The 20,472-nt window shown below is 70.9% G+C and carries 15 protein-coding genes; 11 read left to right on the top strand and 4 right to left on the bottom strand.

What is annotated here, in order from left to right; genetic code table 11:
• Positions 1 to 89: 89 nt before the first annotated feature.
• The gene (locus CHC05_RS36115; protein ID WP_218824785.1) at positions 90 to 2,048 is read right to left on the bottom strand and encodes an APC family permease; all 1,959 of its coding nucleotides are present in this window, start codon (positions 2,046 to 2,048) and stop codon (positions 90 to 92) included.
• Positions 2,049 to 2,051: 3 nt separating this feature from the next.
• On the bottom strand, positions 2,052 to 3,410 hold the full coding sequence (locus CHC05_RS36110) for an MFS transporter (protein WP_425426899.1): 1,359 nt from the start codon (positions 3,408 to 3,410) through the stop codon (positions 2,052 to 2,054).
• A gap of 195 nt (positions 3,411 to 3,605) precedes the next feature.
• Here CHC05_RS36110 and CHC05_RS36105 point away from each other — a divergent pair, with 195 nt between their 5' ends.
• The 4 genes from CHC05_RS36105 (at position 3,606) to CHC05_RS36095 (ending at position 8,250) form a co-directional block, all read left to right on the top strand.
• Positions 3,606 to 4,601, top strand: a complete 996-nt coding sequence (locus CHC05_RS36105; RefSeq protein ID WP_144022924.1) for a DUF5937 family protein — start codon at positions 3,606 to 3,608, stop codon at positions 4,599 to 4,601.
• Positions 4,602 to 4,655: 54 nt separating this feature from the next.
• The gene (locus tag CHC05_RS41870) at positions 4,656 to 5,162 is read left to right on the top strand and encodes a maleylpyruvate isomerase N-terminal domain-containing protein (RefSeq protein WP_179266529.1); all 507 of its coding nucleotides are present in this window, start codon (positions 4,656 to 4,658) and stop codon (positions 5,160 to 5,162) included.
• Positions 5,159 to 6,019 carry an alpha/beta hydrolase gene (locus tag CHC05_RS36100; protein ID WP_179266528.1) on the top strand — a complete coding sequence of 287 codons (861 nt, stop codon included), beginning with the start codon at positions 5,159 to 5,161 and terminating at the stop codon, positions 6,017 to 6,019. The genes CHC05_RS41870 and CHC05_RS36100 overlap by 4 nt, the downstream gene beginning before the upstream one ends.
• A 113-nt stretch (positions 6,020 to 6,132) precedes the next feature.
• Positions 6,133 to 8,250: a PhoX family protein gene (locus CHC05_RS36095; RefSeq protein WP_089255128.1), complete on the top strand. Its 2,118-nt coding sequence runs from the start codon at positions 6,133 to 6,135 to the stop codon at positions 8,248 to 8,250.
• A 42-nt stretch (positions 8,251 to 8,292) separates the two neighbouring features.
• Here the strand turns inward: CHC05_RS36095 and CHC05_RS36090 are convergent, their stop codons facing one another.
• Complete coding sequence (locus CHC05_RS36090) at positions 8,293 to 10,989, bottom strand: helix-turn-helix transcriptional regulator (protein ID WP_179266527.1); 2,697 nt, start codon at positions 10,987 to 10,989, stop codon at positions 8,293 to 8,295.
• Between the two features lie 83 nt (positions 10,990 to 11,072).
• On the opposite strand from CHC05_RS36090, the gene CHC05_RS36085 reads away from it, so the two are divergent.
• Together CHC05_RS36085 and CHC05_RS36080 are read left to right on the top strand one after the other, a co-directional pair.
• Entirely contained in the window at positions 11,073 to 11,888 is an 816-nt protein-coding gene (locus CHC05_RS36085; RefSeq protein ID WP_089255126.1) for an alpha/beta fold hydrolase, read from the top strand.
• Between the two features lie 120 nt (positions 11,889 to 12,008).
• Positions 12,009 to 13,562 carry a PQQ-dependent sugar dehydrogenase gene (locus CHC05_RS36080; protein WP_089255125.1) on the top strand — a complete coding sequence of 518 codons (1,554 nt, stop codon included), beginning with the start codon at positions 12,009 to 12,011 and terminating at the stop codon, positions 13,560 to 13,562.
• Between the two features lie 54 nt (positions 13,563 to 13,616).
• On the opposite strand, the gene CHC05_RS36075 is transcribed toward CHC05_RS36080, so the two are convergent.
• The gene (locus CHC05_RS36075; protein WP_089255124.1) at positions 13,617 to 14,915 is read right to left on the bottom strand and encodes an aspartate aminotransferase family protein; all 1,299 of its coding nucleotides are present in this window, start codon (positions 14,913 to 14,915) and stop codon (positions 13,617 to 13,619) included.
• Between the two features lie 165 nt (positions 14,916 to 15,080).
• On the opposite strand from CHC05_RS36075, the gene CHC05_RS36070 reads away from it, so the two are divergent.
• The 5 genes from CHC05_RS36070 to CHC05_RS36050 all read left to right on the top strand — a co-directional run bounded on the left by CHC05_RS36070 (position 15,081) and on the right by CHC05_RS36050 (position 20,470).
• Positions 15,081 to 16,073, top strand: a complete 993-nt coding sequence (locus CHC05_RS36070) for a Gfo/Idh/MocA family protein (RefSeq protein WP_179266526.1) — start codon at positions 15,081 to 15,083, stop codon at positions 16,071 to 16,073.
• Positions 16,070 to 16,951, top strand: a complete 882-nt coding sequence (locus CHC05_RS36065; protein ID WP_089255122.1) for a Gfo/Idh/MocA family protein — start codon at positions 16,070 to 16,072, stop codon at positions 16,949 to 16,951. Before CHC05_RS36070 ends, CHC05_RS36065 begins: the two co-directional genes overlap by 4 nt.
• Positions 16,952 to 16,957: 6 nt before the next feature.
• The gene (locus tag CHC05_RS36060; protein WP_089255121.1) at positions 16,958 to 17,800 is read left to right on the top strand and encodes a fumarylacetoacetate hydrolase family protein; all 843 of its coding nucleotides are present in this window, start codon (positions 16,958 to 16,960) and stop codon (positions 17,798 to 17,800) included.
• A 62-nt stretch (positions 17,801 to 17,862) separates the two neighbouring features.
• Positions 17,863 to 19,437 carry an ABC transporter substrate-binding protein gene (locus CHC05_RS36055; protein ID WP_179266525.1) on the top strand — a complete coding sequence of 525 codons (1,575 nt, stop codon included), beginning with the start codon at positions 17,863 to 17,865 and terminating at the stop codon, positions 19,435 to 19,437.
• Between the two features lie 73 nt (positions 19,438 to 19,510).
• Complete coding sequence (locus CHC05_RS36050) at positions 19,511 to 20,470, top strand: ABC transporter permease (RefSeq protein ID WP_089255119.1); 960 nt, start codon at positions 19,511 to 19,513, stop codon at positions 20,468 to 20,470.
• The last annotated feature ends 2 nt before the right edge of the window (positions 20,471 to 20,472 follow it).

Below are 20,472 nucleotides of genomic sequence, written 5' to 3'. Positions count from 1 at the left end.
CGCCCGCCTCATCGGCACCTGCCCCACCTGCCAAACCCACTTCCCGCAACGCCGCCACCGTCCAGGACGCGGACCATGACAAAGCCCTACTAGCCGACGTGCACGTGGGGTCGCTTCATCCGGTCCGGCTCGTGTTCGCGGAGGATCTCCCGGGTCACCGGTGCCACCTCGCCCTGGCCGAAGGCGAGGTAGCGCAGGAAGTTCGAGACCGGGTTCCCTTCCGTCCACTCGAAGTAGATGTGCGGCCGGTGGCCGGTCGTCTTCTGGATCTGCAGGAGCAGCGCGGCCAGCGCGGTGGCCACGTTGGGGCTGGCCATCGTGAACACCCGGTACCGGCCGTGCCGGATCTTGCCCCGCACCTGGAGGTCCGACTCGAAGTCGGACGGGTCCGTGATGGTCACCTCGGCGAACATCACGTCGTGCACCTCGGGCAGGACGTCCTCGTCGACGATCTTGCGTAGCTTGGCGCGGTACTCCTCCGCGTCCAGGGCGTCCGGATGGTTCGCGATGATCCGCACCACCGTGCCCTTGCAGTCCTCGAGCAACTGCTGGCCGATCTCGTCGAACTGGACGCTGGTGAAGCGGATCTCGAAGGCCCGGTAGAGGCGGGACAGGATCGAAACGAGAATCATGGCACCGATGAAGCTCCCCGCGATCTTCACGCCGTCCGGGCGCTCGATCACGTTGTCGATGGTCGTGTAGATGAACACCAGCGAGATCAGCCCGAACGCGATGGTCTGCTTGCGTTGCCGGGCTCGCCGGCTGGAGATCGTCACGGCGATCGCGGCCGAGGTGATCAACACCAGGACACCGGTCGCGTACGCGCCGCCCTGCGCGGTCACGTCGGCGTCGAACAGCCAGGTGATGAAGAAGGCGATCGCGGTGAAGACGACGACCAGCGGCCGCACCGCCGTGGCCCAGTTCGGGGCCATCCCGAACCGCGGCAGGAAGCGCGGCACGAGGTTGAGCAGCCCGGCCATCGCCGACGCGCCCGCGAACCAGAGGATGAAGATCGTCGAGAGGTCGTACACGGTCCCGAACATCGATCCGAGGTTCTCGTGCGCGAGGAACGCCAGCGCGCGCCCGTTGGCCGGGCCGCCCGGGTCGAAGGCGTCGGCCGGGATCAGGATCGTGGTGATGATGCTGGTCGTGATCAGGAAACAGCTCATCGTGATGGCGGCCGTGGCGAGCAGTTTGCGGGCGCCCCGGATCCGGCCGACCGGGTTCTGCTCGGTGTCGCCGGGCGCGCCCTTGATGTGCGGCATCACCGCCACGCCCGTCTCGAAGCCGGACAGGCCCAGCGCCAGCCGCGGGAAGATGATGATCGACATCCCGATGATCGCCAGTGGCCCACCGTGCATGGTGGTCAACGCCGACCACCAGTCGTCGGTCAGCGTCGGGTGGTCGATCACCCGGATCAGCCCGTCGACGACCACCACCACGTTGAGTGCGAGATAGACACCCACCAGCACCACCGCGATGCCGATCGCCTCGGTGAAGCCCTTGAGGAACACGCCGCCGAGCAGCGCGAGCAGCACCAGGGTGATCAGCACCTGGTGGCCGCGCAGCGCGTCCGGCCAGAACGGGTTCTCGTTGATGTGCGCGGTGGCGTCGGCCGCGGAGAGGGTCATCGTGATGATGAAGTCCGTCGCCGCGAAACCCAGGAGCACGAGCACGACGAGCTTGCCCTGCCAGTACGAGAGCAGCCTGCCGAGCATCGCGATCGAGCCGGCGCCGTGCGGGCTCTCCCGGGCCACCCGGCGATAGACGGGCAGCGCGCCGAACAGCGTGACCAGCACCAGCACGATGGTCGCCAGCGGCGACAGCACGCCGGCGGCCAGCGCCGCGATGCCCGGCTGGTAGCCCAGGGTGGAGAAGTAGTCGAGGCCGGACAGGCACATCACCCGCCACCAGCTGTGCCGGCGCTCCTGCTGCGGTGGCCGGGCGAACGGGGCTGGCGGGTTCAGGTCGCGGTGTTCGGCGCCGCGCAGGAACCACTGCGAGAAGCGGCGCTGGACGGTGAGCTCGGAGGGCGGCTTGTTCGACACGGCTCAGGGACGCTTTTTGGCGGTGTCGGAGAGCGGGCGGCGGCGTACCCCTCGCCAGATGTCCTTCCAGACCGGCACGCCGGGCCGATCGTCGATCTGGCGGAACGCCAGGATGCCCACGGCGATGCCGGCGAGGCCGATCACGAACAGCAGCAGCCGGGTGGTGGACAGGCTGAAGTCGATCGGGCCGACATGGATCTCCCGGGAGGCGCCGAGGCCGACGATCACGCTGGACAGCGCGATCGCGAGCAGCAGGGTGATCCGCACGGCCGACTGGATGAAGGCGACGACCCGGCCGCGTACGTCGTCGGTGATCTCGCCGCCGATCAGGGTGAGGCCGGACAGGAAGGCCATGCCCGCGGCCGCGCCGGTGATCGCCGCGCCGAGCACCGCCAGCGACAGCCGGGGCGCGACCGACAGCCCGATCACGGCTATGCCGGCCAGCACGATCGACAGTGCGAACCAGCGGCGCCGGGACAGGGTGCCGACCAGCGCCGGACCGCCGGCGATGCCGACGCCGAACCCGGCGAAGATCGCGGCGAACAGGATGCCGAACGTGGCGTCGCCGCCGCCCAGCGACCGGGCGTAGAAGTTCGCCGTGCCGATCACCACACCGGCACCGGCGAACGCGCCGAGCACACCGACCACGATGCCGCGCACGAGCCGCGTACGGACGATGAAGCGGCCACCGTCGAGCAGGTCCCGCATCGCCTGCTTGCCGGGCACGGCGTGCTCGTTCTCCTCCTTCTCCTCATTCTTCTTCACCGGCGTCGGCCGGGCCGTGCGTTCGGACATCTCCTTGGCGAAGAACAGCACCACGAAGGCGGACGCGAGGAAGGTGAGCGCGTCGAAGATCAGGGCGTAGTCGGCCGGACCGACCCCACCCGGGCGGGGCAGCCGGGCCATGCCGCTGAACAGCAGGGCGGCCAGGATCGGCGTGATGCCGTACGTGGTCGCCAGGGTGAGCTGGTTGGCCGCCTCCAGCCGGGAGCGGGGCAGCAGGTTCGGCACCGCCGCCTCCTTGGCCGGGGTCCAGATCTGCGCGGCGACCTGTGCCAGGAACAGCGCGATGGCGGTCCAGGTGACCACGCGCACCGAGCTGTCCTCGATGAAGCCGACGATCGGGATCGACAGGAACAGCACGAACCGCACCACGTCGGAGATCACCATCGTGAGGCGCCGGTCGAACCGGTCGGCGATCACTCCGGAGAGTGGGCCGAGGAAGAACGCCGGCAACAGCTGCACCGCGATCACGGAGCCGAACGCGGCGCCCTTGGCCGTCGCGCCGGAGACCTGGGACGACGCGAACGCGGCGCCGGCCAGCAGACCCAGCCAGTCGCCCAGGGCGGACAGGCCGAGCACCAGGAACAGCCGGCGGAACGGCCCGACCCGCAGCGCGTCGACGATCTCGGACACGCCGGAGCCCTGGACCGTCCCCGACTTCTGCGTCTCGCCCACGCCGCTGCCCGCGCTCATCCCGTTCGTGCCCGTCCCCCCGCGTGACCGACTCGTGACCCAACGTACCCCCGACTGCTGGGCCTATGATCTTTGTTCGCCATGCCAGTCGCGGTTGTCGGTCTGACCAGCGTCTCGGCCGCGGTGTCCCCGCTGTCCGAGCTGGGCTCCGCGCTGCACGCGGTCGGTGACCCCGGCCACCACGCCGCCGACCTGCCGCCGATGAGCGCCGGGCTGCGTCGCCGGGTGCGCCGCTGGGCGTTCACGACGCGGGCGATCCGGGCCGCCCCGTTCGTCACGGTCTGGGGCTCCGACGACGGTTTCGCGGCCCAGCTCGACCGCCTCCGGGCCTTGCCGCCCCGCCGGCTGGCCACCCAGCTCATCCGGCCGATCTCGCCGCCCGGTGACCCCGCCGCGGCGCTCCGGTACGCCCAGGCACGCGGACTCGGCGACCAGGTCACGGCCCTGGTCGAGCGCCCAGGACCGGCGGTGACGGAGTTCCTGGAGTTCCTGGCCGAGAGTTGGGAGACCTGGTTCGCGGCCCGGTGGCTCGCGGTGCGGCCGGTGCTGGCCGCCCGGACCCGGCGGTTCGCGCTCGACCTGGCCGCGCACGGGCCGGCGGCCGCGCTGGCCACCCTGGATCCGTCGATCACAGCCGCCGGCGCCGGTGTGTCGATCGCCAAGGTGGCCAACCGCCGGCACGACGTGTCCCGCCGCGGCCTGGTGGTGGTGCCGAGCACGCTGATCCGGCCGCACGTCTACGTCGCCGACGTGCCGGGGCGGCCGCTCGTGCTGATCCACCCGGTCGACGCCGGGCCGCCGGTGCTGTCGACCCGTGACGTGCTGCGCCGGCTGACCGCGCTGGCCAACCCCGGGCGGCTGGAGGTGGCCAGGGCGATCGCCACCGAGCCGCGTACCGCCGGCGAGGTCGCCGACCTCTGGCATGTCGACCCGACGCTGGTCAACCGGCACCTGCGGGCTTTGGCCGCCGCCGGCCTCGCGCGGGCGACCCGGCGCGGCCGGTTCGTCCAGTACGAGCTCGACGCGCCGGCCGTCGAGGCCCTGGGCGGCGACGTGCTCGGCCTCCTGCTGCGCTGACGGATTCGGTCAGCCCGCTCGGTCCGGACCCGAACAACTGTTTGGTTTGGCGACATGACCGAGCCGCTTTCCCTGGCGCAGGCGGCCGACCGCCTGCGCACCGACCACTCCCTCCTGCTCGCCGCGGTCGACGGACTCGACGGCGACGCGCTCGCACGGGACTTCGCGACCTCGGCCGGGCCCCTCGGCGACTTCTGCGCGTCGCTGCACGACCTGGTCGCGCACGTGCTCATGTGGGACGAGATCAACCTGGCCGTGCTCACCGAGGCCGACCGGGGCCGGGACCACTGGAGCCTGGCGCCGGCCTTCGAGACCGCCGAGACCGGGCGGGCACTCAACCGGGCCGGTGTGGCCGCCGGCCGGTTGCTCGCGGCCGACCTGTTGCTCGACCGGCTGGCCAGCACCCGCGCGGCCCTGCTCGACCAGTTCGCCGGCTATGCCGAGGAGGACTGGCGAGATCGGGTCGGCCCACTCGCGACCCGGGTGTTCACGGTGCCCGGCCGACCGTCGTTCTGGCACGCCGCCCTGCACCTCGACGCCGTGCCGGCGGGTGCCCGGTGAACCGGCGGATCGTCAGCGAGCCCCGGTTCACCGCGGAGGCCGACGCGTTCACGGTCGTCGGCGCCGCATCTGAGGTAGCGGACCTCGCCACGCTACTCGCAGGTCGCGCCTTGCCGCCCGAGCCGGCCCTCGGAGGCACGTTGGACCCAGCAGTGCACGGCGCCGATCTCTACCTGCCGCTCGTCGGCGGTCCGACGCTGGCCCGGGTCTACCAGGCCGCGCCAGGGCCGCGGCCCCTGCTGCTCTGGCTGCACGGCGGCGGTTTCGTCGGCGGCACGGTGGCCGACCTCGATCACGTCTGCTCCGGGCTGGCCCACCGGTCCGGCCGCACGGTCGTCTCGCTGGAGTACCGGCTCGCGCCGGAGCATCCCTATCCGGCCGCGCTCGACGACACGTACGACGCGATGTGCTGGCTGAGCGCGCACGGGCGGCTGCTCGGTGGCGACGGGCGGCTCGCGGCCGGTGGGCAGAGCGCCGGCGGTGCCCTGGTCGCCGGTGCCACGCTCCGCGCCCGGGACGAGAACGGCCCGCGGCTGGACCGGCAGGTGCTCTGCTACCCGGTGCTCGACGTGCCGGCCGAGCCGACCTGGGCGGACCGGCAGTATCTGCCCGGCCCGGCCCCGGTCTATGCGGCCCCGCTGCGCGCGCCGTCACTGGCCGGGCTCCCGCCGACCCTGGTGATCGCCGCCGGCCGGGACCCATTGCGAAAGGAAGCGGAGGCGTACGCCGAACGACTCGACGAAGCGAGCTATGTGGAGTACGCGGACACGCCCCACGCATTCTTGAACTTCTGCGCCGTACTCTCGGCGGGGGACCATGCGATAGCGGTCATCGCGCAGGCGCTAAGGGTACCCTAACCAGGGGTTCTACGTCCGTGGTTCACATTGCGGCTTTTCCATGTTTACCTGCTCTGATTACGGTGCGGCTGTCTTTGACGGAGAGATTTGTCGACGGTTCTAGGAGAGCCCGAATGACGGACCAGATCCGCCGCCAGTTGCCAATCGTGGGCGTGGCCAAGGTTTCGCACGGTCGTGACCGCATGACCTGCCTCTACCGCTGCGGAAACGCGTGCGACCACGCCGTGCCGAACGGTTCCGATAACGAGTACTTCGGTGACCTGGTGAAGAACGAGGTCACCCGCCGCGGCGTGCTGCGCACCGGAGCGGCCGGCGCGGTCGCGCTCGGCCTCGGTGGCGCCGCCATGCTCAGCGGCACCCCGGCGTTCGCCGCGGAGGCCCCGCCGGCGCTGCCGCCGGTCGCGGACCTGCACGCGACGACCCCGCAGACCACGAACCTGACCTTCAAGGCCGTCGCGCCCAACCGGGTCGACGCGCTGGTCGTGCCCAACGGCTACGACCACTCCGTGGTGATCCGCTGGGGCGACCCGGTGGTGCCCGGCGCGCCGCGGTTCGACGTCCGCAACCAGAGCGTGGCCGCGCAGCTCAAGCAGTTCGGCTACAACAACGACTTCGTCGCCGTGCTGCCGCTTGACCGGAAGGGCGACCGCGCGCTGCTCGTGTGCAACCACGAGTACACCAACGAAGACCTGATGTTTCCGAACTTCGTGAGCCAGGACGCGCTGACCGTCGAGCAGATCAAGATCGCGATGGCCGCGCACGGCATGTCGGTGGTCGAGGTCGAGCGGGTCGGCAAGACCGGCCAGTACGAGCTCGTCACCAACGGGAGGCGGCCCTACAACCGGCGCCTGACCACGCTCCAGACGCACTTCCGGCTGACCGGGCCGGCCGCCGGCAGCGCGCTGCTGAAGACCGCCGCCGACCGCACCGGCACCGACGTGATCGGCACGATGAACAACTGCGCCGGTGGCGTCACGCCGTGGGGCACGATCCTGTCGGGCGAGGAGAACTTCAACCAGTACTTCGTCGGCGCGGAGACCTCGACGGGCGACGCCAAGGCCCGGTTTACCCGGTACGGCATCGACACCGTCAACCGCTACCCGTCGGGCAGCCGCAAGTGGGAGCGGGCCGACGAGCGCTTCGACCTGACGAAGAACCCCAACGAGGCCAACCGTTTCGGCTGGGTCGTCGAGTTCGACCCGTTCACGCCGGGCTCGACCCCGCGCAAGCACACCGCGATGGGCCGGTTCAAGCACGAGGGCGCCAACATCATCAAGGCGCGCGACGGCCGGGCGGTCGCGTACATGGGTGACGACGAGCGGTTCGACTACCTCTACAAGTTCGTCTCCGACAAGAAGATCGACGGCCGCAACAACTCCGAGGCCCGCCGGCACAACCTGACTCTGCTGGAGTCGGGCACGCTCTACGTCGCCAAGCTCGGCTACACCTCGGCGACCGAGATCGACGGCTCGGGCAAGCTGCCCACCGACGGCGCGTTCAACGGCACCGGCATGTGGATCCCGCTGGTCAAGGGCGGCAAGTCGATGGTCGACGGGATGACCGTCGAAGAGGTGCTGGTCTTCACCCGGCTCGCCGGCGACAAGGTGGGCGCGACCAAGCTGGACCGTCCGGAGGACGTCGAGCCGAACCCGGTCAACCGCAAGATCTACGCCGCGCTGACCAACAACACCAACCGCGGCGTCGGCACCAACCCGGCGGCGGACGAGGCCAACCCGCGCAACGCCAACAAGCACGGGCACATCCTCGAGATCACCGAGGACAACGACGACCACACCGGCACGACGTTCACCTGGCGCGTGCCGATCGTCTGCGGCGACCCGACGGATCCCGCGACCTACTTCATGGGGTACGACAAGACCAAGGTCTCGCCGATCTCCTGCCCCGACAACGTCGCGTTCGACGGTGCCGGCAACCTCTGGATCTCCACCGACGGCAACGCGCTGGGCAGCAACGACGGCCTGTTCGCGACGCCGCTGGAGGGCCCGGAGGCCGGTCACCTCAAGCAGTTCCTGAGCGTGCCCTACGGCGCCGAGACCTGCGGCCCGTGGATCACCGAGGACAACAAGAGCGTGTTCGTCGCCGTGCAGCACCCGGGTGAGATCTCGGGTGCCTCGGTCGCCAACCCGGCCTCCAACTGGCCCGACGGCGACTTCGCCAAGCCCGGCATCGCGGTCACCTGGAGCGTCACGAACAAGAACATCGGCGCCTGATCCGCAGTCTCGAGCGAAGGGCCGTCCCGCCTGGGGCGGCCCTCAGCTTTCGGGGCGAAGCTCGTGCACCGCGTTGGTGAGCTGCACCCGCGACTGCACGTCCAGCTTGGTGAAGATCGAGCGCAGGTGGGTGCTGACCGTGTTGGGCGAGAGGTTGAGCAGCCGGGCGGCCGCCTTGTTGGTGTGCCCGGCGCTGATCAGCTCGGCCACTTTGACCTCCGCGTCGGTGAGCGCCGCCCAACCCTGCTGAGGTCTGGCCCCGTCCGTCTCCCACTTGGCCCGGCGGGCACCGGCCCGGCGCATCACCTGCTGCACCCCGACCACGGCCGACCGCGCCCCGATCCCGTGGTAGATCGCCCACGCCCGGTCCAGCTCGGCGATGCCCTCGTCGCGCCGTCCGTACGCGAGCAGCATCCGGCCACGGTCCTCGGCGGCGTTGCCCCGCAGCATCGGTCGTGGGCTGCGGTCGAGCACCCGGTTCGCGGCCGTGAGCAGGCGCAGGTCCTTGTGCGCCAGGCCCCGCAGGGCCAGCGACACGCCTTCGAAACTGGCCACACCCGGGTTGCGGGCGGCGCCCTCCGCGGCGATCGCCACCGCCTCGCCCGTGAACCGCGCGTCGCCGGTCGCGCGCCCGACCCGCACGAAGACCCGCATCCAGCCGGGCCACCACGGCCAGTCGGCCCGGGAGTCGCGGGCTCCGTAGAGCAGTGGCCGCAGGATCGACCGCGCGTCGTGGGCCCGCCCGTCGCTGGCGGCCAGCCAGCCCTCCATCAGCCGGAGGCCGGGGAGCCGCACCGAATCCTCGACGTGCCCGTCGTCGTCCGCCGGAGCCAGCCGGCCGGCGGCCTCGGCCAGGTTGCCGCGCAGCAGCGCGACCGCGCCGAGGACGAGCACCGCGTCGAGCTCGTGCACGTGGTCGCCGATCTCGCGGCCGATGGTGAGCAGGGTGCGGGCCCCGGCCTCCGCGTCGTCCAGCCGACCGAGGTTGAAGTCCTGCCACATCCGCGCGGCGGTCATGGACGGCAGGGTGGCCTCGATGCCGCCCCGGTCGTCCTGGTGCGCGGCGTCCAGCAGCGCGCCCGCGTCCGCGTACCGGTCGAGCAACTGCAGCTCGATGATCTCCTCGGCCAGGTAGCTGGTCCCGCTGACCGCGCGCAGCTCACGGAAGTAGGCCAGCGACTCGGCGTGGTGACCGCTGTTGCGACCCAGCTCGCCCATCGCCCGCAGGGCCAGCATCGTCGCGTCGTGGTCGTCGACCGAGCGCGCGTCCCGCAGGGCCGGCTCGGCCGCGACCCGGGCCTTCCACGCGGGCTCCTTCCGGGTCAACGCCAGGGCGCGGGCCGCCGTCAACCGGGCCCGCAGCGCGGGGGAGACATCCGGCGCGGCCAGCGCGTCGTCGATCCGGGCCACCGACTCCGCGGGCCGGCCGATCTGCCAGAGCGCCTGGGCCGCGACCACCTGGACCCGGGCGTACGTCTCGGCGTCGCGGACCCGGGCCAGCACGGCGTCGGCGATCCGCACCGCGTCCGCGCAGCGCTGCACCCTGTGCAGCACCTCGACGCACCGTTCGCCGGTCGACTCCCACGAGCCCTGCGCCGGCCGGACCAGCTCGAACGCCTCGACCACCAGGTCGCCCGCCGTGGCCGGCAGCACCGGCACCGCCTGGTGCGCCGCCTCACACAGGATCGCGGCGCTCTCCTCGTCGCCGGGCGTCGCCGCGGCCCGGGCGTGCGGCGCCGCGGCCAGCGCGTCGTGGCCGGAGGCCAGCAGGTAACGCGCGCACCGGCGATGCAGGTCCCGCCGAACCGCTTCCGACAGTCCCGCGTAGACGGTCTCCCGGACCAGGTCGTGCCGGAAGCTCAGCCGGTGGCCGTCGCCGGTGAGCAGCCCGGCCGCCACGGCGTGGTTGACGTCCGCGGCGGTCACCGACGGGAGGACCCGCTGCGCCTCGTCGATCGCGAACGGCCGGCCGAGCACCGCGGCCAGCAGCACGACAGTCCTGTCCGGCAGGGCATCCAGCGCCGCCTCGACCGCCCTGACGAAGCTGGCCGGCGGCTCGCCGTCGTGCTCCGGCCCGTCGAGGATCTGGGTGACCAGGAACGGGTTGCCGCCGACACCTTCGAGCATCCGCGCCGTCGCCGGGCTGGCCGGGTGACCGAGCCGGTCCCGCGCGATGGCGGCGACGTCGGCGTCGGTGAGCGGCCCGAGCGCGATGGTCTCCACCGGAACCGCTGACGGTGTCGTGGTCAGCTCGTCGCTCGGATCGCGGGTGGCGAACGCCCAGACCACCGGGTTGCCGGCCAACCGGTCCGGCAGGACGCGCAGCGCCAGCCGGCTGAGCTGGTCGGCCCACTGCACGTCGTCGACGACCACCAGCACCGGCGCTACGCTGGCGACCCGTTCGAGCCGGGCGCCCACCCGGTCGACGAGCACGAGCGGATGGTTGCTGAGGTGGTCGAGCTCGGCCAGGGCCTCGGCGTCCAGCAGCGGCCGCGGTCCGCTGCGCAGGGCCAGCAGGACGGGTGCGCCAGGCGAGATCCGGCCGATCTCGTCGGCCTTGCCGACCCCGGTGCGGAAGCCCATTCCGGTGGCCTGTGCGCCGATCGCGTCGAGTACGGCGGTCTTTCCGATGCCGGCCTCGCCGGTGACCACCACCATGCCGCTCTGGCCGTGCCGTGCCGCCCGGCGCAGCGCCGGCATCGCTGCCGACATCGCCGCCGAGCGACCACGCAGAACCACCCGTGCCACCTTCCACAACCTAGCGAGCGGCGCTCACGTATTCAGGTGATTCGGGGGATGGGCGGACGCGTTCTGCTGGCGTGATGGACGAAGAACGGTTCGACGTGATCGACGACCTGGGCATCCGGTACGTTTCCAGCCCGGTCAGCCGGTCCGACCGCGAAGCGGACACGTTGCTGCTGCTCAGCCCGTGGCCGGAGAGCCTGTACGCGTACACCCCGATCTGGTCCGCCCTCGCCGCCGAACGCCCGGTGATCGCCGTCGACCTGCCGGGCTTCGGTCGTTCCGAGGGGCGCGCGGAGCTGATGTCGCCACGGGTGATGGGTGAGTTCGTCACGCACCTCGTCGACCACTTCGGCCTCGAACAGCCACACGCGGTCGGCCCGGACGTCGGCACCGCCGCGGTGCTGTTCGCGGCGGCCGCGCAACCCGACCTGTTCCGCAGCGTGGTCGTCGGCGGGGGCGCGGCCACGCACCCTCTGACGCTCGAGGGGCCGTTGCGCACGCTGGTCGAGGACGACCTCGGCGCGGTTCCGGACGGGCAGCGGGTGGTGGCCGGCTTCGTCGACGAGCGACTGCCGCGCACAATCCGGGACGACTACGCCGCCTCGTACTCCGGTGACCGGTTCGCCGGGTCGTTGGCCTACCTGCGGTCGTACCCCGCCGATCTGGCCGCGTTGGATCCGCTGTTGGCGACGATCCGGACGCCGGTGCAGATCATCGCCGGCCGCGACGACCCGTACGGCCTGGCCCGCGACGCGGAGGTGCTCAACGAGAAGCTCCCGTCAAGCCGCCTGGACGTGCTGGACTGCGGGCACGCGGCGTGGGAGGAACAGCCGGGCAACTACGCCGGCATCGTCAGCGACTGGGTGGACGGCTCGTACCTGGGCGTCGCGTGACGGGAGGGCCAATTCGAGCAATTCACCCTTTTGCGTTAAATGTCCAATCTGGCCGTAACCTTCTCGTGTCGGCTGGCACCGTGGCGAACACAAGAGCCGTCTTCGCTTCGGGAGCTGTCCATGCACAAACCCGCCATCGCCGCCGCCGCGGCCGTGGCCGGCGTCGCGTTGAGCGTCGCCGGGATCGCCGTCGCGGTGGACCGGCCGGTGACCCGGACCAAGCTGTCCGCCACCACACCGACCGTCGACTTCATCAACCCGACCACGGCCGCGAGCAACCTGCGCGTGCCGTGGGGAATGACGTACCTGCCGGACGGTTCGGCGCTCGTCGCGGAACGCGACCGCAGGCAGATCCTCCACGTTCAGCCCGGCGAGCCGACCGGGATCGTCGGTGTGGTGCCCAACGTCGTCTCGGGCGGCGAGGGCGGCCTGCTCGGCCTGACGGTGTCGCCGACGTATGCGACCGACGCCCTCGTCTACGCCTACTTCACGACGGCCACCGACAACCGCATCGTGCGCTTCAAGGTGACCGACCTGGCGGCGCAGACCCCGATCATCACCGGGATCGCGAAGGGCAACAGCCACAACGGCGGCCGGATCGCGTTCGGCCCGGACGGCATGCTGTACGCCGGTGTCGGCGACGCCGGCGTGCCCAGCCGGGCGCAGAGCCCCGCCAGCCCCAACGGGAAGATCCTCCGGATGCGTCCCGACGGGAGCGTGCCGGGCGACAACCCGACCGCGGGCTCCCTGGTCTACAGCTCCGGCCACCGCAACGTGCAGGGCCTCGCCTGGGACTCCGCAGGCCGGCTCTACGCGACCGAGTTCGGCCAGGACACGTACGACGAGGTCAACCGGATCGAGCCCGGCGGCAACTACGGCTGGCCGAACGCGGAGGGCAACTCCACCAACCCGGCGTACCGCAACCCGCTCCTCACCTGGAGCCCGGCGGAGGCCTCCCCGAGCGGCGCGGCCATCATCGGCGACTCGCTGTTCGTCGCGGCGCTGCGTGGCAACCGGCTCTGGGTGGTGCCGCTGAACGGCTCGGGCGGGGTCGGCACGCCGGTGGCGGCGCTCAACGGGCGGTTCGGTCGGCTGCGTACGGTCGAGAAGGCACCGGACGGTTCGCTCTGGGTGGCCACCAGCAACCGCGACGGGCGCGGCAACCCGACGGCGAGCGACGACCGGATCTTCAAGTTCACGGTGACGATGCCGACGCCGGACCCGACGACCTCGCCTACGACCTCGCCGACGCCGACCCTGTCGCCGACGGCGGACCCGACCACCACGCCGACCGCGACGCCCACGACGTCGCCGTCCCCGAGCGAGACGCCGAGTGAGACCCCGAGCGAGACTCCGAACGAGCCGGAAGGGGCGTGCACGGTCAGCTACAGCGCCAACGGCATCGCGGGCCTGCTGATCGGCAACGTCCGGGTCCGCAACGACGGCCCGGCGGTCAGCTCGTGGACGCTGACGTGGACGTTCGGCGGCAGCCAACGGATCACCAGCGCCTGGGGCGCCCGCGTCAGCCAGTCGGGCAACAAGGTGACGGCCCGCAACGAGAGCTGGAACGGTGGCCTGTCCGAGGGCTCCAGCGCCAACTTTGGGTTCCTGGCCAACGGAAACGGCACCGGCCGCCCGAGCAACATCAAGCTGAACGGGACGTCCTGCGACTGACCGGCACGCACCAAGAACCGCCCGGGCCCACCACGGACCCGGGCGGTTCCGCTTTCAGCGCACCGTCTTGAGCACCTCGCGGGCCGCTTCGAGGGTGCGGTCGACCTCTTCCTCGGTGTGTGACCCCGAGATGTGGTTGCGCTTCAGCGACATCGGGAGCATCAGGAAGCCGCGCTCCGTCATGCCGCGGTGGAAGGCGACGTAGGCCGTGTGGTCGTTGCGCAACAGGTCGCGGTAGCCGAGGGCCGGGCCGGCCAGGAAGTAGACCGCGAACACGCCGCCGAAGCCCGCGACCGAGGCCTGCATGCCCAGCTCCGCGAGGATGCCGCGCAGGCCGGTGCGCATCCGCTCGCCCAGGGCGTGGGTGCGGGTGTAGAAGTCCGGGTGTGCGGCGAGGTAGTCGATGGTGGCCAGCGCGGCGGCGCAGCCCAGCGGGTTGCCGTTGAACGTGCCGGCCATCAGCACGTCGCCGGTCTGGCCGTTGAAGTGCTCCATCAGGTCGCGCCGGCCGGCCAGGCCACCGACCGGGAAGCCGTTGGCCATGCCCTTGCCGAAGGTGGTCAGGTCCGGCGTCACGCCGATCACCTGCTGGTAGCCGCCGAGCGCGTGCCGGAAGCCGGTGATCACCTCGTCGAAGATGAGCAGCGCGCCCTGCTGCTCGGTCAGCTTGCGCAGACCCTCGACGAACTCCTGCGTCGGCAGCAGCGCGCCGACGTTGTGCGGGATCGGCTCGAGGATGACGGCCGCGATCCGGTCGCGGTGCGCGTCGAAGAGCGCCGACACCGAGTCCAGGTCGTTGAACTCCGCGATCAGCGTCGCGTCGACTGCCTGGTCCAGGATGCCCTTCGAGAGCGGGTCCCGGCCGTACGCCTTCTCCGGCGTCGAGATGACGTTGCGGGCCACCGCGTCGTGCCAGCCGTGGAATCCGCCCTGGAACTTGATGATGAGGTCCCGGTCGGTGACCCCGCGGGCCAGCCGGATCGCCTGCGCGGTCGCCTCCGAGCCGCTCATCGTGGCGATCATCGACTCGGCGGACGGGATGACCTCGACGATCCGCTGCGCGAGGCGCACCTCGGGCTCGGTGACGCCGATGCCCGTCAGGTCGACGCCGCCGAGCGCGGCGCGGATCGCGTCGTTGACGACGGGTGCGTTGTGGCCGAGCAGGATCGCGCCGAACGCGGCGTGGTAGTCCAGGTAGCGCCGGCCGTCGGCGTCCGTCAGGTAGGCGCCGTCGGCCTCGACGAACGCGTACGGCGCGCCGATGTAGCGGGTCGACGAGTTGACTCCGCCGGGGATGACAGCCGCGGCAGCGTCCGCGATGGCTTTGCCGCGCGGGGATTCAGGGGATGGCATGTGCGACCTCGTATCCAGTTGGGCTGGCGGAGCCGACGCTAGAACAACCGTCATCAACATGGCAAGGCGTTCCATGTTTTACGCGAGCGACCTTGACACGGCCCCGTGCCCACCACAGGATGACCGAACATGAAACATCGTTCCGTGCCTGGGGAGGTCACGTCGATGGATCGGATCGGAATCGTGCTGGTGGGCGCCGGCTTCATCGCCGACGCGCACAGCGGTGCGATCGACGCCGACCCGCGGGCCGAGCTCATCGGGATCGTCGACGCCGCACCGGGCCGCGCCGCGGCGTTCGCCCGCAAGCAGGGCGGCATCCGGCACGCCCTCGACCTCGACACCGCGCTGTCGTGGCCCGGCGTCGACGCCGTCATTCTCTGCACGCCCAACGACACGCACGCGCCGATCGGGCTCGCGGTCGCCGCGGCCGGCAAGCACCTGCTGGTGGAGAAGCCGCTGGCCACCACGGTGGCCGACGCGCAGCGGCTGGCCAGGGCGTTCGAAGCGGCCGGCACCGTGCTGGTCGCGGCGCACACCCACCGCTTCTACGACTACGGCGTCGCGGTCAAGCAGACCATCGACTCGGGTGCGATCGGGCGTCCGAAGCTGGTCCGGCTGGCCATCCTCGGTGGCTGGATCTGGCCCGACTGGAGCGCCTGGGTCGGTGACCCCGACCGCTCCGGCGGGCACGCGCTGCACAACGGCGTACACCTGCTGGACCTGGCCACCTGGTGGCTCGGCCAGGAACCGACCGCGATCTACGCCCGCGGCCGCAAGCAGACCGCGGCGGAGCTGCGCATCTACGACTACCTGGAGATGGTGGTGACCTACGCCGACGGGGCTACCGCGGTCTGCGAGATGAGCCGCGCACACCGCCCGGGCTCGCTGGCGCAGCGCGAGCTGCTGGTCGCCGGCACCGAGGGGATCGTCGAGCAGGGCTGGGACGGCGAGTCCTCGCTCGTCTTCGGCGAGGCCGGCACGGCGACGCTGCCGGCCGCCGGTGGCAACGGCTTCGCCAAACAGCTAGGTGCCTGGCTCGACGCGATCGGCGGCGCGCCACCACAGATGCCGGTGGCCGACGCGGTGCGGGCCGTCGTGCTCGGCGTCGCCGTCGAGGAGTCCATCGCGACCGGCAGGCCCGTGGCGGTGACCGCATGACGATCACCGTCGCGCTGGTCGGCAACGGGGGCATCGGCACCCAGGACCACCAGAGCTCCATGTACGGGCCCGCGTTCGAGCGGCATCCCTTGTTCTCGCTGGTGGACGACCCGGCGGCCGCGCAGGTGCTGAGCATCGCGGTGCCGCTGGCCGAGCGAGGCGCCGCGATCGCCGACGCTGTGCGGGCCGGCAAGCACGTCCTCGCCGACAAGCCCCTCGCCGCCACGCTGGCGGAGGCGGTCGAGATCGAGCGGCTCGCGGCCGAGCACGGGGTGGTGGTCGTGCCGGCGCACCACCAGCGGTTCAATGCCGCTCTCCGGTCGGCGACCGCCGCGGTGCGGGCCGGCCGGGTCGGCCTGCCGTGGAACGTCCAGTGCGACTTCGTCGTGGCCGGCGGCGACCCCGCGCCCACCGGCGAGCTCGTCAACTTCGGCCTCTATCCCGTCGACGTGGTGCGCGCGCTGCTCGGCCTGGAGGTGCGCCGGGTCCACGCGACCGGCTCGCCGGACCTGGTCACGCTGCTGCTCGACCACGACCACGGGGTGACCAGCACGATCGTCTGCGGCCGGGTGCCGGCGTTGCGGGACCTGCCGCCGGGCGGTCTCGCGGTGCACCGCTACCGGATCAGCGGCTCGCACGGGGTGCTCGCGGTCGACGCCCGCAAGCCGGCCCTGCAGGTGCGCACGACGGAATCCAACGGTCTGGTGTGGACCGGTCCGGGCACGGTCGACGCGCTGCTCGACGTGCTGGCGGCGGGCATCGCCTCCGGCGCTGGTCGGGCGGCGATCGGCCCCCACGACGCGGTGCGGGCGCAGCGCGTGATCGAAGCCGCGCAGCGGTCCATGGAGACCGGGCAACCGGTCGAGACAGGGGAGTGAGCAACGATGCGACTCGTCACCTACCGCCGCGCCGGCGAGGTGCGCCACGGCCGGCTGACCGACGACGACCGGGTGGTCGAGTTCGGCGACGGCGACCTCGGGGTCCATCTCGACGGCGGGCCCACCGAGGCTCGGCTCGAGGTCGCCCTGGCCGACGTCGAGCTGCTGGCACCGTTGCCCCGCCCCGGCAAGCTGCTCGCGGCCGCCGCGAACTACCAGGACCACGTCACGGAGTCCGGCGCCGAGCCGCTGGACAAGGCGCGGCTCAGCCCTCGGCTGTTCCTCAAGCCGTCGACCTCGATCGTCGGCCCCGACGCGACGATCCCGCTGCCGGCGGTCAGCTCGGAGGTCGACTGGGAGGCCGAGCTCGGGGTGGTGATCGGCCGCCGGGTCCGCGACGTCGCTGTCGAGGACGCGCTCGACGCCGTGGCCGGCTACCTGACCTCCAACGACGTCTCGGCCCGCTCGGTCGACTACGGCTTCCCGCGCGACACCGACGACAAGATGGTCTGGTTCTTCGACTGGCTGGCCGGCAAATGGCTCGACGGCTTCGCGCCGCTCGGGCCCTGGCTGGTCACCGCAGACGAAGTGCCGGACCCGCAGGACCTCGATATCCACCTCGACGTCAACGGGGTGACCAAGCAGTCAGGTTCTACAAAGGACATGATCTTCAGCGTGGCGGAGCTGGTCGCGCACGCGTCACGACTGATGACCCTCGAGCCCGGTGACGTGATCCTCACCGGTACGCCGTCCGGCGTGGGTGCCGCGACGGGCGAATTCCTGAAGGCCGGCGACGTGATGACCGTCGTCGTCGGCCAGCTGGGCCAACTCCGCAACACGGTTGCTTAGCAACCGCCCCCACTGAGAGGTCCAACATGTTCAGAAACCGGATACGGACGGCGGTCGTCGGTTTGACCGTCGCCACTCTCGCGGTCGCCGGATGCACGGGGCCGTCGACCACCCCCGCAGGCAGCGGATCGTCCGCGAACAAGGCTCTCAACATCTACCTCTACCAGGAGCCGGCCGGGGTGTTCAGCCCCATGGCTCCGGTCAGTGGTCCCGACGGCCAGGTCATGTCGTTCATCTACGAAGGCCTGCTCGGCGTCGACCCCAGCTACAAGCTGCAGCCCCGGCTCGCCGAGAGCTACGACGTGTCGGCGGACGCCACGACGTTCACCTTCAAGCTCCGGCAGGGTCTCAAGTGGAGTGACGGCACGCCGTTCACGTCCAAGGACGTGCTGTTCACCTACAACCTGATGGCGAACCCGAAGACCACCAGCACCACGGCCGGCAACTACAGCGGCGTCGCGGGTGTCACCGACTTCGTCGGAGGCAAGGCGACGAGCATCTCGGGCTTCACCGCGCCCGACGACAACACGTTCGTCATCAAGGCCGCCAAGCCGAACTTCGGTTTGCTCGCGCTGATCGGCAGCGTCTGGATCCTGCCCGAGCACATCCTGGGCAAGGACAGCCCGGAGACCGTCGCGAAGGACGAGTTCTTCCGCAAGCCGACGGTGGGCATGGGCCCGTACACGTTCGTCGAGTACAAGACCAACCAGTACGTGCACGTCACCGCGAACCCGAACTACCGCTCGCCGGCGAAGATCAAGGACGTCTACCTCAAGCCGATGACGTCGGACAACGCCACCGCGCAGCTCGGCAACGGCGGCATCGACATCGCCTCGTACTCGCCGACCGACATCGAGACGGTCAGCGGCTTCGGCACCGTCACCACGCAGGAGAAGCCGGGCGCCGGGTTCGTCCGGATCGCGGTCAACCAGGCCAAGCCCTACTTCAAGGACGCCAAGGTACGCCAGGCGTTCCTGTACGCGCTCGACCGCAAGCAGATCGTGCAGACCGTACTCGCGGGTAAGGCCGAGGTCCGGCTCTCGAACTTCGCCAAGGCCAACGAGCCCAGCGGTCTCAACGAGTACGCCCAGGACGTCAACAAGGCCAAGCAGCTGCTGGCCGAGGCGGGCTGGGACAACAACCGTGAGATCGAGCTCCAGTGGGTGCACGGCCAGCGGGACCGCGACGCCACCTCGACGATCGTGCAGAGCCAGCTCGCGGCGATCGGCGTCAAGGTGAAGCTGGTCAACATCCAGGCCGCCGAGATTCCCAAGACCTACGCCGAGAAGACGTACGACATGGTGCTCTACGGCGGCGGCAACTACGCGGTGGACTCGTCGACGATCAACGGCATCACCGCGTGCGCCAACGCGTACCCGGCGGGTGGCAATATCAACTACTTCTGTAACCCGCAGCTGGACGAGCTGATGGCGCAGGCCAACTCCACGGCGGACGAGGCTGGCCGCAAGGCGCTCTACGACCAGGCCGCGAAGTTGGAGAACGAGCAGGCCGACCTGATGTGGCTGTACTCCCCGTACGGTCTCTGGGCCGTCAACAAGAAGGTGCAGGGCTTCCAGGCCTCGGGCTCGCAGGACGCCCTCTTCTGGGACCCGGCGAGCTGGAGCATCACGGGCTGACCAGGGCAACCGCGGTCGGGCTGGTCAACGGCGACCGGCCCGGCCGCGGTCCGCACCACCGAAAGGAGTGAGTATGGGCGCATTCTTGGTCCGGCGACTGTCGATCAACGTGCTGGTCTTCTTCCTGATCACCATCGCGATCTTCGCGCTGGTGCACAAGACACCGGGCGACCCGATCGCCATGCAGATCCCGGCCGACCAGCTCAACTCCGGCAGTGCCGAGTTCATCGCGCAGAAGCGGGCCGAGCTGGGCCTGGACGGGTCGCTGGTCACGCAGTACTGGCACTGGCTGACCAACGCCTTGCACGGCGACCTCGGCTATTCGTTGCTCAACGGGCGCCCGGTGACCGAGGTGCTGGGCGAGCGGGTCGGCCCGACCGTCGAGCTGATGGGCGTCGGCCTGCTCGTCTCCCTGCTGATCGCGTTCCCGCTGGGCATCCTGGCCGCCCGCCGCCGCAACTCGTGGCTCGACTACGGCGCCACCGTCGTCAGCCTCGGCTCGGTCTCGGTGCCCGTGTTCTTCGTGGCCCTGATCGTGATCTACGTGTTCACGCTCAAGTTCCAGTGGTTCCCGTCGTCGGGCATCTCCGACCCGACCAACCCGAGCCTGCTGAACACCCTGCACCACCTGGTCCTACCGGCGCTGATCCTCGGCTTCGGAAACTCCGGACCCTTCATGCGGTACGTGCGCAGCAGCATGATCACCGAGTTGGGCGCGGACTACGTGCGCACCGCCAACGCCAAGGGCGCCCCGCCGCGCCGGGTCGTGCTGCGGCACGCGTTCCGCAACTCGCTGATCCCGGTGCTCACCGTGATCGCCTCCAACCTGCCGCAACTCCTCGCCGGCGCGGTGGTCATCGAACAGGTCTTCGCCTGGCCGGGGATGGGACAGCTCGCGGTGAGCTCGGTCAACCAGCACGACTACTCGGTGATCGTCGGCTTCGCCCTGCTGATCGCGATCCTGGTGCTGCTGTCCAACCTGCTGGCCGACGTGCTCTACACGGTCGTCGACCCGAGAGTGAGGCTGCGATGACG

Origin of the sequence: Asanoa hainanensis (assembly GCF_900188485.1) — a bacterium.
Lineage (GTDB): Bacteria > Actinomycetota > Actinomycetes > Mycobacteriales > Micromonosporaceae > Asanoa > Asanoa hainanensis.
This window is presented reverse-complemented; position numbering and strand designations above follow the sequence as displayed.